At 64.1% G+C, this 15037-nt stretch carries 13 protein-coding genes; 8 read left to right on the top strand and 5 right to left on the bottom strand.

Features of this window, described 5'->3' with window-relative positions:
- Entirely contained in the window at nt 1–1863 is a 1863-nt protein-coding gene (gene atzF, locus ACV17W_RS12105; RefSeq protein WP_462592576.1) for an allophanate hydrolase, read from the bottom strand.
- Between the two features lie 449 nt (nt 1864–2312).
- On the opposite strand from atzF, the gene urtA reads away from it, so the two are divergent.
- The 6 genes from urtA (at nt 2313) to ACV17W_RS12075 (ending at nt 8708) form a co-directional block, all read left to right on the top strand.
- The gene (gene urtA, locus ACV17W_RS12100; protein WP_462592575.1) at nt 2313–3563 is read left to right on the top strand and encodes an urea ABC transporter substrate-binding protein; all 1251 of its coding nucleotides are present in this window, start codon (nt 2313–2315) and stop codon (nt 3561–3563) included.
- A 20-nt stretch (nt 3564–3583) separates the two neighbouring features.
- On the top strand, nt 3584–5209 hold the full coding sequence (urtB, locus tag ACV17W_RS12095) for an urea ABC transporter permease subunit UrtB (protein ID WP_462592574.1): 1626 nt from the start codon (nt 3584–3586) through the stop codon (nt 5207–5209).
- Nucleotides 5206–6324 (top strand): urea ABC transporter permease subunit UrtC, encoded by a 1119-nt coding sequence (gene urtC / locus ACV17W_RS12090; protein ID WP_462592573.1) that lies wholly within the window; start codon nt 5206–5208, stop codon nt 6322–6324. The genes urtB and urtC overlap by 4 nt, the downstream gene beginning before the upstream one ends.
- A complete protein-coding gene (urtD, locus tag ACV17W_RS12085; RefSeq protein WP_462592572.1) occupies nt 6321–7166 on the top strand; it encodes an urea ABC transporter ATP-binding protein UrtD in 846 nt (281 codons plus the stop codon). Before urtC ends, urtD begins: the two co-directional genes overlap by 4 nt.
- 1 nt (nt 7167) lies before the next feature.
- Nucleotides 7168–7866: an urea ABC transporter ATP-binding subunit UrtE gene (urtE, locus tag ACV17W_RS12080; protein WP_462592571.1), complete on the top strand. Its 699-nt coding sequence runs from the start codon at nt 7168–7170 to the stop codon at nt 7864–7866.
- Nucleotides 7867–8078: 212 nt separating this feature from the next.
- Nucleotides 8079–8708, top strand: a complete 630-nt coding sequence (locus tag ACV17W_RS12075) for a peptidoglycan DD-metalloendopeptidase family protein (protein WP_462596535.1) — start codon at nt 8079–8081, stop codon at nt 8706–8708.
- A gap of 190 nt (nt 8709–8898) precedes the next feature.
- Here the strand turns inward: ACV17W_RS12075 and ACV17W_RS12070 are convergent, their stop codons facing one another.
- The 3 genes from ACV17W_RS12070 to ACV17W_RS12060 form a co-directional block, all read right to left on the bottom strand.
- A complete protein-coding gene (locus ACV17W_RS12070) occupies nt 8899–10404 on the bottom strand; it encodes a tripartite tricarboxylate transporter permease (RefSeq protein WP_462592570.1) in 1506 nt (501 codons plus the stop codon).
- Between the two features lie 22 nt (nt 10405–10426).
- Nucleotides 10427–10891 (bottom strand): tripartite tricarboxylate transporter TctB family protein, encoded by a 465-nt coding sequence (locus ACV17W_RS12065; RefSeq protein WP_462592569.1) that lies wholly within the window; start codon nt 10889–10891, stop codon nt 10427–10429.
- A gap of 787 nt (nt 10892–11678) precedes the next feature.
- On the bottom strand, nt 11679–12191 hold the full coding sequence (locus tag ACV17W_RS12060; RefSeq protein WP_462596534.1) for an acyl-CoA thioesterase: 513 nt from the start codon (nt 12189–12191) through the stop codon (nt 11679–11681).
- A gap of 158 nt (nt 12192–12349) precedes the next feature.
- Here ACV17W_RS12060 and aqpZ point away from each other — a divergent pair, with 158 nt between their 5' ends.
- A complete protein-coding gene (gene aqpZ, locus ACV17W_RS12055) occupies nt 12350–13090 on the top strand; it encodes an aquaporin Z (RefSeq protein WP_462596533.1) in 741 nt (246 codons plus the stop codon).
- A gap of 45 nt (nt 13091–13135) precedes the next feature.
- Nucleotides 13136–14011, top strand: coding sequence for a dienelactone hydrolase family protein (locus ACV17W_RS12050; protein ID WP_462592568.1), 876 nt, complete (start codon nt 13136–13138; stop codon nt 14009–14011).
- 15 nt (nt 14012–14026) lie between these two features.
- On the opposite strand, the gene ACV17W_RS12045 is transcribed toward ACV17W_RS12050, so the two are convergent.
- Nucleotides 14027–15031, bottom strand: a complete 1005-nt coding sequence (locus ACV17W_RS12045) for an MBL fold metallo-hydrolase (protein WP_462592567.1) — start codon at nt 15029–15031, stop codon at nt 14027–14029.
- Between the last annotated feature and the right edge of the window lie 6 nt (nt 15032–15037).

Here is a 15037-nt window from a genome sequence, read left to right as displayed (position 1 = left end):
TTATTCCCCTTGGTGGGCTGCGGTGTCTTGCAGGTGGCGCAGGTACGCGCGCCATCCGCCGAACTCGGTGATGTCCAGGGCGCCGGCAATGCCGCGTGGCTCACAGATGAATCCTTTCACGCTGCGTCCATCGGCCAGGTCGAGCGTCCCGATACCCAGCGGCGGCGGAATCTCTGCGACGAACTCGCCAAACGCGGCAGGCGAGAGTTCCCAGATCTCGAGCGCAATGGACGCTCCGTCATCCGTGTGGGCCATTCCGGGCTTGGGTGGGCTGCTGTTGGCCAGGGCATAGAGCCGATACGCCGGGGCGCTGTGCGTGGCTTCGAGGAAGCGTCCGCCGCGCGAGGTCAACTGATGATTGAGCGGCATGCCCCGCAGGTGCGCGCCCACCACGGCCACCTGCACGACACGCTCGGAAGCATCGGCCGGCGAGGCCGCCTGCGCGATTGCGCCGGCCGGCGCCCCCGGCCGGGGCCGGGCGGTGGCACCCAGCGTGCCGCACAATGTGGCTTCCCAGCGGCGGCCGAACGCCGCCAAGGCACGATCTTGCCAGGCCAGGCCGATCAGGGTGATGCCGGAAGGCAGCCCGTCGGCACGCAGGTCGCCCGGAAGCGCCAGCGCCGACAAGTCGGCCAGATTGGTGAAGTTGGTATACGTGCCCAGGTGCGTGTTCAACAGGACGGGTTCTTCCCGCAGTTGGGCGATGCGATAAATGGTCGGTGCGGTGGGAACCACCATGGCGTCGAAGCCCGCCAGTTGCTGGTGGATGGCACGGGTCAGCTCGGCGCGGCGATACTCGGCCTGGAAGGTGTCCACGGCGCTATACCGTCCCGCCTGTTCCACGATGCCGCGCACGACCGGGTCCATGGCTTGGGGCTCGCGTTCGTGCAGGGCGCGGACCGACGCATATCGTTCGGCGACCCAAGGCCCCTGGTAAAGCAGGTCGGCAAGTTCGCGAAATGCGGCATAGTCGATGGGTACGAGCGTCGCCCCGAGGTCGCGCAGGCGCTGCAACGAGGCTTCGTATGCGGCCTGCGCGACGGTGTCGCCATAGAACTCGGTTTCTTGCGGTACGGCCAGCCGCGGCTGATGGGGCAGTTGCATCGGCATGCGCGCCGCGGGTCGCGAATACGGGTCCTGCGCATCGAAACCCGCTGCGACCGTGGCCACCTGGTCCGCGTCATCCACCGTCAACGCGAAGACCGACACGCAATCCAGCGTGCGGCAGGCAGGCACGACGCCGCGCGTACTGAGCCAGCCCTTGGTAGGTTTGAGTCCGACAATATTGTTGAAGCCGGCGGGCACGCGTCCCGACCCCGCGGTGTCGGTGCCCAGCGCGAAAACCACCAGGCCGCGCGCGACGACGCTGGCCGAGCCCGAGCTGGAACCGCCGCTGATAAAGGCGGGGTCGAAGGTGTTGGGCACCGCGCCGTGCGGCGATCGCGTTCCCACGAGGCCGGTGGCGAACTGATCCAGGTTGGTCTTGCCGATTAGAATGGCGCCGGCGGCCCGCAAGCGCCGCACCACTTCTGCATCGCGCTGCGCCGTGTAGGCGTATGCCGGACACGCGGCCGTCGTCGGCCAGCCTTCGGCGTCGATGTTGTCTTTGATGGCGAAGGGCACGCCATACAGCGGAAGCAGATCCCTATCCGCGCCAACCGCCTCGAGTCTGCGGGCCAGTTCTGCCAGCTGCGCGCTCAAGCCCATGGCATCCACCTGGCATATCCAGGCAGGGTCATCAGCCTGCAGACTGTTGACCACCGCGCCCAGGAGGTCCTCGGGCCGCGCCCCACTGCGGTACGCCGCCTGCCATTCGGCCAGAGTCCAACCTTGCGTTTCTGAATTGACTGCTTGGGCGTTCATGCCTGGAATCCTCGCTTGTATACAAGTGAGTCAACTAAAGCAATCGATATGCCAACTCTGGGATATGTCGTCTAAACGCTTGCGCGGCGCGGCTTTGCGGGGCGCAGCCCATTTCAAGACGTGCGCATGGGTCCGTTCGCCAGCATCGTGGCGACGGCGGGCGTGCACCGCATTCGCGCATATGCGCACTGCTGCCGTGCATGCGCACCAGGATCGGTCGCGGTGCCTGGCGCCGAAAGCCGGGCGCGTGGACATCCTGGCCATGCCCGGCTTACGCAGCCGCGCGCGCTGCGGCGCATCGGCGTCTGTAGGCGCCAACTTGGCATAGGTCTTGCTTTGATCCGGTTGCACGTGTTGCTGCGCCGTTCGCAGCGCGGGTGGCTTGTTTTGATGCACAGGGCAGATCACACGCCGGCCCGGCCGGCCTATTCCAATAAAGGATTCAAGCGATGAAGCGCAGACTTGTATTGAAGCAACTGACCGCTGCCAGCCTGTTGGCACTGACAGCCTGGGCACCTGGCGTGATGGCGGCCGAGACGATCAAGGTGGGCATACTCCATTCGCTGTCGGGAACCATGGCGATATCCGAGACCACGCTCAAGGACGTGGCGCTGATGACCATTGAGGAGATCAATGCGCAAGGCGGGGTGCTGGGCAAGAAGCTCGAGCCCGTGGTGGTGGATCCGGCGTCCAACTGGCCATTGTTCGCCGAAAAGGCGCGCCAGCTGCTATCGCAGGACAAGGTGGCTGCGGTGTTCGGATGCTGGACATCGGTATCGCGCAAGTCAGTGCTGCCGGTGTTCAAGGAGCTGAACGGCCTGTTGTTCTATCCGGTGCAGTACGAGGGCGAAGAGCTCGAGAAAAACGTGTTCTACACGGGCGCCGCGCCCAACCAGCAGGCCATTCCTGCGGTGGAATATCTGATGAGCGAGGATGGCGGCGGCGCCAAGCGCTTTGTGCTGCTGGGCACCGATTACGTATACCCGCGCACCACCAACAAGATTCTGCGGGCTTTCCTGAACTCAAAGGGCGTGAAAGACGAAGATATTCAGGAGGTCTACACCCCCTTCGGCCATTCCGACTACCAGACCATCGTCGCGGACATCAAGCGATTCTCCGCGGGCGGGCGCACCGCCGTGGTGTCTACCATCAACGGCGACTCGAACGTGCCTTTCTATAAAGAGCTGGGCAACGCGGGCCTGAAGGCCACCGATGTGCCCGTCGTGGCGTTCTCTGTGGGCGAAGAAGAGTTGCGCGGCGTCGATACCAAGCCTTTGGTGGGCCACCTGGCCGCGTGGAATTACTTCCAGTCGATCAAGAATCCCACCAATGCGGCGTTCATCGATAAGTGGAAGGCCTACGCGAAAGCGCGCAACCTGCCCAACGCCGCGAACGCCGTGACGAACGATCCGATGGAAGCCACCTACATCGGCATTCATATGTGGAAGCAGGCTGTCGAGAAAGCTGGCACTACCGATGTGGACGCCGTCATCGGCGCGATGGGCGGACAGACCTTTCAGGCGCCCGATGGTTTCACCGTTCAAATGGACCCGACCAATCACCACCTGCACAAGCCCGTCTATATCGGCGAAATCAAGGCTGACGGTCAGTTCAATGTCGTGTGGAAGAGCAAGGGCCCGATCCGCGCTCAACCGTGGAGTCCTTACATACCCGGCAACGAAGGCAAGCAGAACCTGTAAGCCGACAGAGCGAGGCAATCATGCGCAGCGTGTTTCTTGCACGGGTGATGCTACGCCTGGCGATTGCGTGGCTGGCCGGCATCTGGGTGCCGGCGGCCACGGGGGCCGGACTCGATCCGGCGTTGGTGTCGCAATTGGTGGCCGACGACACCGACACCAGGCTGGGTGCGATCGCCCGCCTGGGTGCCGACCCGGACCCGCACGCCGCGCAGATTCTTGAGGCCCTGGGTGCCGATCGCCTGTACGTCGCCCCCGACGGAACCGTGCTGGTAGACACCGGCGCGGCAACGCTCGATGCCGCCAGTGGTCAGCCGGCCATCCTGCCCGACGGGGCCAGTACGGTATCTATCAATAACCGGCTTCGCCGCGCCATTGCCGCCGCGTTGGCAACTTCGCGCCTGCTTGCCGCGGATCCCGCGCAGCGCCTCGCGGCCGCGCAGCGGCTGCAGCGCGGTACGGATCCGGCGATGCTGCCCATACTGGAAAAGGCCCTGCAAGCCGAGCGCCATGCCAAAGTGCGCGAAGCGCTCGGCATCGCCGTCGCGACCCTGCAATTGAAGAGCGACGACGAGGCCGAGCGCCGGCAGGCGGCCCGGACGCTGGGCGACAGTGGCAACGCCGCTTTTCGCCCCATGCTGGAAGAATTGCTGCGCAAAGACGCCCAGGGCGCGTACGCCGAAGCCGACGAACAGCTGCGCGTCGAGGCGGCGGCAGCCTTGCTTCGCATCGAGCGTCACCTGACCACCGTGGCATGGCTGGGCAACCTGTTCTATGGCATCAGCCTGGGCAGCGTGCTGCTGCTTGCCGCCCTGGGCCTGGCCATCACGTTCGGGCTGATGGGCGTCATCAATATGGCGCATGGCGAGCTGCTGATGATAGGGGCGTACGTGACGTATATCGTGCAGTCACTCTTCAGGTTATGGCTGCCCGAATGGATGGATGCCTATGTGATCGCGGCGCTGCCGGTCGCCTTCGTGGCGACGGCGCTGGTGGGCATGGCGCTGGAACGCACAATCATCCGTTGGCTCTACGGAAGGCCGCTCGAGACACTGCTGGCGACCTGGGGCATCAGCCTGGTGCTGATGCAGGGCGTGCGGACTTTGTTCGGCGCGCAGAACGTCGAAGTCGGCAACCCTTCGTGGATGAGCGGCGGCTTCACAGTGCTGGGTGGCCTGGTGCTGTCGTACAACCGTATCGCCATCATCGTGTTCGCCGCGCTGGTCGTGGGATTCGTGTGGCTGTTGCTCAATCACACCCGCCTGGGCCTGTTCGTCAGAGCCATCACGCAAAACCGGCGCATGGCTGACTGCGTGGGCGTGCCGACCGGGCGCGTCGACATGCTGGCATTCGGGCTGGGTTCGGGCATCGCCGGGCTGGCCGGCGTGGCGCTTTCCCAGCTGGGCAACGTCGGGCCGGACCTGGGGCGCGCTTATATCGTCGACTCATTCATGGTGGTGGTGCTGGGCGGTGTGGGCCAGTTGGCCGGCACGGTGGTGGCCGCGCTCGGACTGGGCGCCATGACCAAGTTCCTTGAACCCTATTCAGGCGCCGTCATGGCCAAGATCACCATCCTGGCGCTGATCGTGCTGTTCGTACAGAAGCGCCCGCAAGGCCTGTTTGCGCCTCGCGGCAGGAGCGCCGAATGAACCCCATTACTGCCGATGCGGCACTGCGCCGACCCTTGTTCAGCCCGCGCGCCTGGTTGGCGCTGGCAGTCGCCGTTGCCCTGCTGGGCCTGCTGCCCGGCCTAAATCTGGTTTTTGCGCCCGGACATGCATTGCATGTACCGGCCTACGCCGTCGCCCTGATCGGTAAGTTCATGTGCTATGCCTTGGCGGCATTGGCGCTGGACCTGGTATGGGGCTATGCCGGCATACTTTCGCTGGGCCATGGGCTGTTCTTTGCATTGGGCGGCTATGCACACGGCATGTACCTGATGCGTTCGATCGGCCGGGACGGTGTCTACCAGGCCGAGGTGCCAGATTTCATGGTGTTTCTCAACTGGAAGACGTACCCCTGGTACTGGTCTTACACCGAACACTTCTGGTATGCGATGTTGCTGGTGGTGCTGGTGCCCGGATTGCTCGCGTTCGTGTTCGGCTACTTCGCCTTTCGCTCGCGGATCAAGGGCGTGTACTTCTCGATCATCACGCAGGCGCTGACGTTCGCCGCCATGCTGCTGTTCTTCCGCAACGATACGGGGTTTGGCGGCAACAACGGTTTTACCGACTTCAAGCGGATACTGGGCTTTGATATTACGGCCGCGAGCACGCGCGCAGCGCTCTACTGGATCACCCTGGCGGTGCTGGCGGGAGCCCTTGTGACGGCGCGCGCGGTCACCCAATCCAAGCTGGGACGCGTCCTGACCGCGGTGCGAGACGCCGAAAGCCGGGTGCGCTTCATAGGCTATGAGCCCCTGGGATTCAAATTGTTCGTGTGGACACTGTCCGCAGTGATGTGCGGCGTGGCCGGGGCCCTGTATGTGCCGCAGGTCGGCATCATCAACCCTGGCGAGATGTCTACCGAGAACTCCATCGAGATGGTCATCTGGGTCGCCACGGGCGGACGGGGCACGCTCATCGGGCCGATTATCGGGGCCGGCGCGGTGAACGGCCTGAAGACCTGGTTCACGAGCGTGTTCCCGGAGTTCTGGCTATACGCACTGGGCCTTATTTTCGTGCTGGTGACGCTGTTGTTGCCGCAGGGGATCGTAGGGTTGGTGAGGCGCTGGGCCGCGCGGCGGCAGGAGCATTCGGCATGAAAATCCTTACCGCAGACCCCTCGCAGATTGCATTGGACGATGGCCCGGGCGGACAGCCGTCGTATGGCCGGGTTCCACCGCCGGGGGTCGACACCTCGCACGGCGCCATTCTGTACCTGGACGGCGTCACGGTCAGTTTCGACGGTTTCAAGGCCCTGAACAACCTGACGCTGGACATCGGTGTCGGCGAGCTGCGCTGCATCATCGGCCCGAACGGCGCCGGCAAGACCACGATGATGGACGTCATCACGGGCAAGACCCGGCCCTCGGCCGGAACGGTTTTTTTTGGCCAGAGCATAGATCTGACAACCCTGAGCGAAGCGCAGATCGCGCATAGCGGAATCGGCCGGAAGTTCCAGCGGCCCACCGTGTTCGAACAACATACCGTGTTCGAAAACCTTGAGCTGGCGATGAAGAGCGACAAGCGCGTGCGCAAGACGCTGTTCGCGCGCCTGAGTTCCGAGCAGGCAGACCGAATCGCCCAGACGCTCGACCTGATACGGCTGCGCAGTGTATCCACGCGCATGGCCGGGCTGTTGTCGCATGGGCAGAAGCAGTGGCTGGAGATCGGCATGCTGCTGATGCAGGAGCCGCAGTTGCTGTTGCTGGACGAGCCAGTCGCCGGCATGACCGACGCCGAGACCGATCACACCGCCGAACTGCTGAATGCACTGCGTGGGAAACATTCACTGATGGTGGTCGAGCACGATATGGACTTCGTGGCGCGCATCGCCGATGGCGGCAACGTGACGGTGCTGCACGAGGGATCAGTGCTGGCCGAGGGAACCATGGCTCAGGTTCAGTCCGACGCCCGGGTCATCGAAGTCTATCTGGGGCGTTGACATGCTGGAAGTGCAGAATATCGACCAATACTACGGCGGCAGCCACACCCTGCGCGGGGTTTCAATGTCGCTGCGGCAAGGCGAATGCCTGGGGCTTCTAGGGCGCAACGGCGTCGGCAAGACCACCCTCCTGCAGTGTCTGATGGGCGTGCTTCCCGTGGCTCGCGGCCAGATCCTGCTGGACGGCAAGGATATCGCGCGCCTGCCTCCGCATCGGCGCGCCGCGCTCGGCATGGCATACGTACCGCAAGGGCGCGATATCTTCGCGCGACTGACCGTCGAAGAAAACATCATGATGGGCATGGCGCGCTTCCCGGGGGCCAGGGCGCGCCGCGTCAAAGAGGAAGTCTATGAATTGTTCCCCGTGCTCAGGACCATGCTGGGGCGACGCGGCGGAGACCTGTCGGGCGGGCAACAACAGCAACTGGCCATTGCGCGAGCACTGGTGGCGGAACCGCGATTGATCATCCTGGACGAGCCCACCGAAGGCATACAGCCGTCGATCATCAAGGATATCGGCCGCGTGATCCGGCTGCTGCGCGAACGGGGCGACATTGCCATTCTGCTGTGTGAGCAGTACTTCGATTTCGCCCGCGAGTTGTCGGACCAGTTCGTTGTGCTTTCACGGGGCGAGGTCGTGGCCCGCGGGCCGCGCGCCGAAATGGATGGCGAGAACGTGCGCCGCCATCTGTCGGTATGAACTGCACGGCCTGATTCAACTGCACAAGCCTGTTACAGCGTTTCTTGTTACCCTTCTGGGCGGGGATAATTTTTGTTTTCCTGCCTAATCGAACCGATACGTTGTCAGTGCCTGCTATTTCACCGATATCCGTCCCGCCGGGGCAGCCAAGCCGCCCAACCCTCTCGCATGCCTGGCGCCGCGCCGGCACGGCGTGTTGCGTCAGTGCATTGATGCTGCTGGCGGCCTGCAGTTCCACCAAGGTGGGGTCAGGGCAGTACCGAGTGCAGTCGGGCGATACGCTCAGCAAAATTGCGCGTGAGCACAACACGACCGTCGCTGAACTGATGCGGCTGAACAAGCTGTCCAACCCCAACCGCATCAGCAAAGGGCAGGTGCTGCGGGTGAATGGTTCGGCCAGTGCGGCTTCGACGCCCACGCCCGCGCCCACGCGTGCGGCGACCCCCACCCCGGCCGCCTCGGCGGCGGCCGTGCGCAATCTGAAGCTGGCGTGGCCTGCGGAAGGCACCATCACGCAGCGCTATAACGGCAGTTCGTCCAAGGGCATCACCATCGTCAACAAGGCCGGTACGCCGGTGCGCGCCGCCGCCGCGGGCAGTGTGGTCTATGCGGGCAACCGTCTGCGGGGCTATGGCAACCTGGTGATCGTGCAGCACGCCGGCGACTTCCTCAGCATCTACGCCCACAACAGCAAGATGCTGGTCAAGGAAGGGCAGAAGCTGTCGCAGGGCCAGCAGATCGCCGAGATGGGCAGCACCGATCGTCAGGGCCCAGGGCTGTACTTCGAACTGCGCCACCGCGGCCAGCCGGTCGACCCGACGAGCGCCTTGCCCCCCCGTTGACCCGTCCCTACGGTACTCGACGCTGCCGTGTGTCCGCAGCGGGGCCGCCCGGTCACGCGCCATAAATTCCTGTCGAACGTCCCCGCGCCTGACGAAACAAAAAAGCCAGACACAGGGTGTCTGGCTTGAGCGCTTCAGTGCAGGACTGCTGCGTTCCCGCGGCCGGCTCGGGGCCGGCCCAGGATAACGGTCAGTCTTCCTCGACGAAGGTCTCCTGGCGCTTCTTGCGGATGGAGGGCAAGGCAACCAGCACGACCAACACCAAGGCTGCGGCCAGCAGCGAGGCCGACAGGGGCCGTTCGACGAAGGTGAGGAAGTCGCCGCGCGACAGCAGCAGGGCACGACGGAAGTTTTCTTCCATCATGGGCCCGAGCACCAGGCCCAGCAGCAGCGGGGCGCCTTCGCACTTCAACTTGGCCCACACGTAACCCACGACGCCGAAGACGGCGGTGGTGTAGATGTCGAACACGTTGTAGTTCAGCGAGTACACACCGATGGTGCAGAACACCAGGATGGCCGGGAACAGGATGCGGTAGGGAACGCGCAGCAGCTTGACCCACAGACCGATCAGCGGCAGGTTCAGCACCACCAGCATCAGGTTGCCGATCCACATCGAAGCGATCAGGCCCCAGAAGAGGTCCGGGTGGCTGGTCATGACCTGTGGGCCGGGCTGGATGTTGTGGATGGTCATTGCACCAACCATCAGCGCCATCACGGCGTTACCCGGGATACCCAGCGTGAGCAGCGGAATGAACGATGCCTGCGCACCGGCGTTGTTGGCTGATTCCGGGCCAGCCAGGCCGGCCGGGTGACCCTTGCCGAAACGCTCGGGCTCTTTCGACAGCTTCTTTTCGAGCGTGTACGAGGCAAAGGCCGACAACACCGAACCGCCGCCTGGCAGGATGCCCAGCATCGAGCCCAGCGCGGTGCCACGCACAATGGCGGGTGTCGCTTCGCGGATTTCCTGGCGGCTGGGATACAGCGAACCGATCTTGTCCTGCAGCTCGACACGGTTTTCCTTCTGTTCGAGGTTGGACAGGATTTCGGCGAAGCCGAACACGCCCATGGCCACGATGGCGAAGTCGATACCGTCTTGCAGTTCGGGGATGCCGAAGTCGTAACGAGCCACACCCGAGTTAACGTCGGTGCCCACCATGCCCAGCAACAGACCGAGCAGGATCATGCAGATGGCCTTGGGCAAGGAGCCGGAGGCCAGCACCACTGCGCCGATCAGGCCCAGGGTCATCAGCGAGAAGTACTCGGCGGGGCCGAACTTGAAGGCCACTTCGGCCAGCGGGGGCGCGAAGGCGGCGATCAGCATGGTGGTGACGCTGCCGGCAAAGAACGAACCGATTGCAGCCAGGGACAAGGCCGCGCCAGCACGCCCGTTACGGGCCATCTGGTGACCGTCGAGCACGGTGACGACCGCCGAGGTCTCGCCAGGCAGGTTGACCAGAATGGCTGTGGTAGAGCCGCCATACTGCGTGCCGTAGTAAATGCCGGCAAGCATGATGAGCCCGGCCACCGGCGGCAGCACATAAGTAATGGGCAGCAGCATCGCGATGGTCGGTACCGGGCCCAGGCCAGGCAGCACGCCCACGAGAGTGCCCAGAATGCAGCCCAGCAGGGCGTACAGGAGGTTTTCGGGGGTAAAGGCGACGGAGAATCCGAGCGCCAGGTGTTCCATCAATTCCATGATCTTGTCTTCCCCTTGGTTTTTAATTCATGCCCAGAAACGACGGCCACAGCGGGAAGATCAATCCCAGACCCTTGATAAAGGCGAGCCAGCAGAAAACGACGAGGAAGATCGCATTGAGGATCGCCACGCGCCAGCTGAATTCGTAGCTGGCGATGCTGCTGAGGATCACCAGCAGAGCCAGCGACACATAAAGGCCGAGCGGGCGCAGCACGAAGCCGAACAGCACGACCGAGCCGATGATGATGAAGAGAATCTTGAAGTCGAACCTGTCGACCTCGGTTTCGGTGGCTTTCGGTGAAAGCGCGCCGAGCGCGACGACGGCGCCAAGGAGAGCCAGGCAGATGCCCAGCCAGAACGGGAAGTACCCCGGGCCCATTCGGGCCGAAGTGCCCATGTTGTATTGGGTGGCCACGAAGGCGAATCCCAGTCCGATCAAGGTGAACATCACCCCTGACCAGAAGTCCTGCTTATTCCGAAGCTGCATATAAGGTCTCCTTATTGTGCCGTGCCAGGTTGGTGGGACCTGAAGGCGGAGACGCAGTGCCGAAGGACGCTAGAGGCTTGGACATAAAACATATAAAAAAAAATATGGCACGGCGGCGCGAGCCATATTGGGTTCTGCAAGCGTCCGGACACTGAGCGCACCGCCAGCACGCATAGTCCAAGTCGGATGGATCGTATCACGATGTAGTTGCGAATTCTGTTGGTGAATTCGCTAAGGATTGAGGCGTTGGAAGTCCATCAATCGGAACGCAGGCGCGCCGCACGCCAAGCTGGTGGCGGCTCTTGGCGAAGTGCGGTGTGGCGACGCTCGGCGCACACTCGATTCGATGTCAAGCCCTGCACGCTGCGCCAATGCATCCCGCAGCCGATGCCGTACAGAGATTTGACGGCGCACGACAAGGCTGCGACATGACGCCGGGAGCCCTGCGCATTGGATGCTGCGCATACTGCGGGGCAGGGCTATCGAGCTCGGCGGCTCCGATGCCCCGACTAGTCGAAAACAGGAAATAATTGCTCTGTTCGCCGCCGAATTCCTGCAGAATTTACGAACAATCTATCGCGCACGATTCGCCAAGAAAGTGTACGCCTAGTGGACACCGGCCCACAGCAGATCGGTGGCGCGGAGCAGGCGCTAGGCGGGCTTCCACAGTGTGAGACATCCCCGCAACGCGGCAGTTACACAGGCCTGCATACACACCCTAGGGAAAATCCGGAGAAAATTGCCGCTATTTCTGTTGTGGCCGCGCAACACTGTCGCGCGGGACGGCTCAGCTTGTGGCGTCAGGGACGGGATCCTGCACGCTGCGCTTGATTTCTGCGTGATGGCGTTCCATTTCCTGGCGCAGTTCCCGGCGCTGGCGCGCCGCCTCGTAACGCTGGCGCTCTTCAAGCGTGCGCACCTGAAGTTGGGGAACGGGCGTCGGCTGCCCGTTGTCGTCGACGGCGACCATCGTGAAGAAACAACTGTTGGCGTGGCGGACGACCTGGCGGCGTATATCTTCGGTAATGACCTTGATGCCGATTTCCATGGACGTGCGGCCGGTGTAGTTGACCGAGGCAAGGAAGGTGACCAGCTCGCCCACGTGTATGGGCTGGCGGAACATGACCTGGTCGACCGACAAAGTGACCACGTATTGGCCGGCGTAGCGGCTGGCGCAGGCATAGGCGACCTGATCCAGATACTTGAGGATCGTGCCCCCGTGGACGTTCCCGGAAAAGTTGGCCATGTCGGGCGTCATCAGGATGGTCATCGAAAGCTGATGGCTGGCGTTCTCTTGCATGGCGTGGGGCCGGAAGTTGGAAAGCTTCATGGTAATCGCAGCGTGCGGCGCGCGCGCGTCCGATCGCGCCGGGCGTCGGGAGGCGCTTTGCAAAGCTTCACTTTGTGATCGGCGGGCTTGCGCTACGCTCGCCTCGTCTTTCACATGGAGATTGCATGATGGCTTCTTTGTCCAAGCGTTGTGCCGCCGAGTTCATCGGTACCTTCTGGCTGGTTCTGGGCGGCTGCGGCAGCGCAGTGCTGGCGGCCGGGTTTACTGAACTGGGCATCGGATTCGCGGGTGTGGCGCTGGCATTCGGACTGACCGTGCTGACCATGGCCTATGCGCTGGGGCATGTCTCCGGCGCGCACTTCAATCCAGCGGTGACCGTCGGCCTGGCAGCGGCGGGGCGCTTCCCCGTGCGCGACATTGCGCCGTACGCGTTGGCGCAGGTCGTGGGCGCGGCAGTCGCGGCCGCCGTGCTGGCCTGGATTGCAAGCGGCCAGCCCGGTTTCGACCTCGTGGCCAGCGGTTTCGCCGCCAATGGGTATGGTGACCACTCACCCGGCCGGTATGCGCTGGGCGCGGCGCTGGTATGCGAAGTGGTGCTGACTTTCGGGTTTCTGTTCGTCATTCTAGGGGCCACCGACAAGCGGGCGCCGGCCGGGTTTGCCCCGATTTCGATCGGCCTGGCCCTGACCCTGATCCATCTGGTCAGCATTCCGGTCACCAACACGTCGGTCAACCCGGCGCGCTCGACCGGCCCGGCCCTGTTTGTTGGCGGATGGGCGCTCGAGCAACTTTGGCTGTTCTGGGTCGCGCCCGTGGCAGGTGCCGTGCTTGCGGCGCTGGCGTATCGCTTCGTGGCCGGCGAGCAGCGCGAGAATTTGCTGCGACGGGAGGTGGCCGCGGATGCATAATGGTCCGCGGCCCTGTGTGGGGCGGCCCTACCAAGGAGATCCCCAATGTCCCGAGATTCGCAGTTCGACAGCCTGCTGCCGCCCTTGCGGCTGGACCGGCGCACCTTCGTAGTCACTGCTTTGGCCACGGGTTTTACGACGGCAACCGGTCATGCGGCGGCGGCCACGGCAATAGCAACGTCTGCCGATGGCCTCGACGCCGGCCCGGTGCAGATTCCCGTGCCGGGTGGCCAAATGCCGGCGTATCGCGCGGCGCCCAAGGGGGGCAAGGCCTTGCCCACCGTGCTGGTCATCAACGAGATCTTCGGCGTGCACGAGTACATGCAGGATGTCTGCCGCCGACTGGCCAAGGCGGGCTACTTGGCGATCGCGCCCGAACTGTTCGCCCGTCAGGGCGATGCGTCCAAGTACACCGAGATCGCGAAGCTGCGCGCCGAAATCATCGACAAGGTGCCCGATGAGCAGGTGATGAGCGATCTGGACGCGGCCGCTGCATGGGCGGCCGAAACCGGTGGCGATCCCAAGCGTCTGATGGCTACGGGCTTTTGCTGGGGCGGCCGCATCGTGTGGCTGTATGCGGCGCACAACCCCAGGCTGCGCGCTGGCGCTGCCTGGTATGGCCACGTGCGCAATACCACCAGCCCCATCAAGCCCCAGGATCCGATCTCGGTGGTCGATCGTATGGCCGCGCCCGTGCTGGGCCTGTATGGCGAAGCCGACGCGGGCATTCCCGTGGATGACGTCGAGCAGATGCGAGCCGCGCTAGGCAAGGGTTCGGAACCGGCCCGGCAGTCGAAGATACGTCTCTATAAAGAGGCGCCGCACGGCTTCCATGCAGATTATCGGCCCAGCTATCGCAAAGAGGCCGCGCAGGATGCATGGAGCCGCATGCTCGACTGGTTCGAGCGCTACGGGGGATAAGTACCGCGCGCGCCACTACGGCTGCGCCGGACGCGGCCGTAGCGGCGCGTATTCGGCGGGAACCCAGGCGTAACCATGGCCGTCGGTACGCACGTGCCCCAGGCCCGGAAACGGCATGTGCGCGCCCGCGACCCAGAGCTTGTCCCGTGCCGCGTCAGCGAAAATCCGCTTGCGGGTAGCAATGGCCTGCGCGGTATCGACATCGAATTCGATCGCGACTTCCGGCCGGGCAAACTGGACGGCATGGCTGTGCACGATGTCGCCCCATACCAGCAGGGCCTGTCGGCCGGACGTGAACAGATACGAAGTGTGGCCGGGCGTGTGGCCCGGCGTGGACACCGCCTGCACACCAGGCAGCAGCGTGTCTTGAGGCTGGAAGGTCAGGAATTTGCCCGTGGCCTGGTAAGGCGCCACCGAATCGCGGGACATCTTGAAAAATGGCTGCGCGTCGGCGGGAGCCTGGGCCGCCGCCGTCGTACTGAGCCAGAAATCGGCATCGGCCCGGGCGGCATAGACGTCGGCGTTGGGGAAGCGCGGCGTGCCCTGCGGAGTCAGCAGGCCGCACGCATGGTCGGGATGCAGGTGGGTGAGCAATACCGCGTCGATCTGCTCGGGCTGGAATCCTGCGGAGCGCAATGCGTCATTCAGCGCACCCGCGGTCGGCCCCAGGCAAGGGCCGGCGCCCGTATCCACCAGGACGACCTGCTTGCCATTCTGGACGACGTAGGCATTCACGGCGGTCTGCATGACGGGATCGGCCGGCACGTACATGTTGGCCAGCAGCGTCTGGATGTCAGGGCCGCTCGCCCCCCTGAGCAGCGCCGGGTCCAGTTCCACATAGCCATCGTAGAGCGCCGTGACAACGAAGTCGCCCAGCGCCATGCGATAAAACCCCGGCGCCTGCGCCGTCTGCAGGGGCGCAACCGCGTGGGCGGGCGCCGCCCCGGCGAATAGGGCCGCGGTGGCCAGGCTGAAGGCGCCCAAGAGTCGGCGCGGCAGGGAACAGACCGGGTAACGCATGTGGGG

Source organism: Bordetella sp. MIP270_01_BMS, assembly GCF_054958705.1.
This window is presented reverse-complemented; position numbering and strand designations above follow the sequence as displayed.

Bases quoted from the DNA above. Each gene is read 5' to 3' on its own strand.
- ACV17W_RS12065 (WP_462592569.1), bottom strand. From the start codon at position 10,891: ATGCAGCTTCGGAATAAGCAGGACTTCTGGTCAGGGGTGATGTTCACC.
- ACV17W_RS12075 (WP_462596535.1), top strand. From the start codon at position 8,079: ATGCTGCTGGCGGCCTGCAGTTCCACCAAGGTGGGGTCAGGGCAGTAC.
- urtA (WP_462592575.1), top strand. From the start codon at position 2,313: ATGAAGCGCAGACTTGTATTGAAGCAACTGACCGCTGCCAGCCTGTTG.
- urtD (WP_462592572.1), top strand. From the start codon at position 6,321: ATGAAAATCCTTACCGCAGACCCCTCGCAGATTGCATTGGACGATGGC.
- atzF (WP_462592576.1), bottom strand. From the start codon at position 1,863: ATGAACGCCCAAGCAGTCAATTCAGAAACGCAAGGTTGGACTCTGGCC.
- aqpZ (WP_462596533.1), top strand. From the start codon at position 12,350: ATGGCTTCTTTGTCCAAGCGTTGTGCCGCCGAGTTCATCGGTACCTTC.
- urtE (WP_462592571.1), top strand. From the start codon at position 7,168: ATGCTGGAAGTGCAGAATATCGACCAATACTACGGCGGCAGCCACACC.
- ACV17W_RS12050 (WP_462592568.1), top strand. From the start codon at position 13,136: ATGTCCCGAGATTCGCAGTTCGACAGCCTGCTGCCGCCCTTGCGGCTG.
- ACV17W_RS12060 (WP_462596534.1), bottom strand. From the start codon at position 12,191: ATGCAAGAGAACGCCAGCCATCAGCTTTCGATGACCATCCTGATGACG.
- ACV17W_RS12045 (WP_462592567.1), bottom strand. From the start codon at position 15,031: ATGCGTTACCCGGTCTGTTCCCTGCCGCGCCGACTCTTGGGCGCCTTC.
- urtB (WP_462592574.1), top strand. From the start codon at position 3,584: ATGCGCAGCGTGTTTCTTGCACGGGTGATGCTACGCCTGGCGATTGCG.
- urtC (WP_462592573.1), top strand. From the start codon at position 5,206: ATGAACCCCATTACTGCCGATGCGGCACTGCGCCGACCCTTGTTCAGC.
- ACV17W_RS12070 (WP_462592570.1), bottom strand. From the start codon at position 10,404: ATGGAATTGATGGAACACCTGGCGCTCGGATTCTCCGTCGCCTTTACC.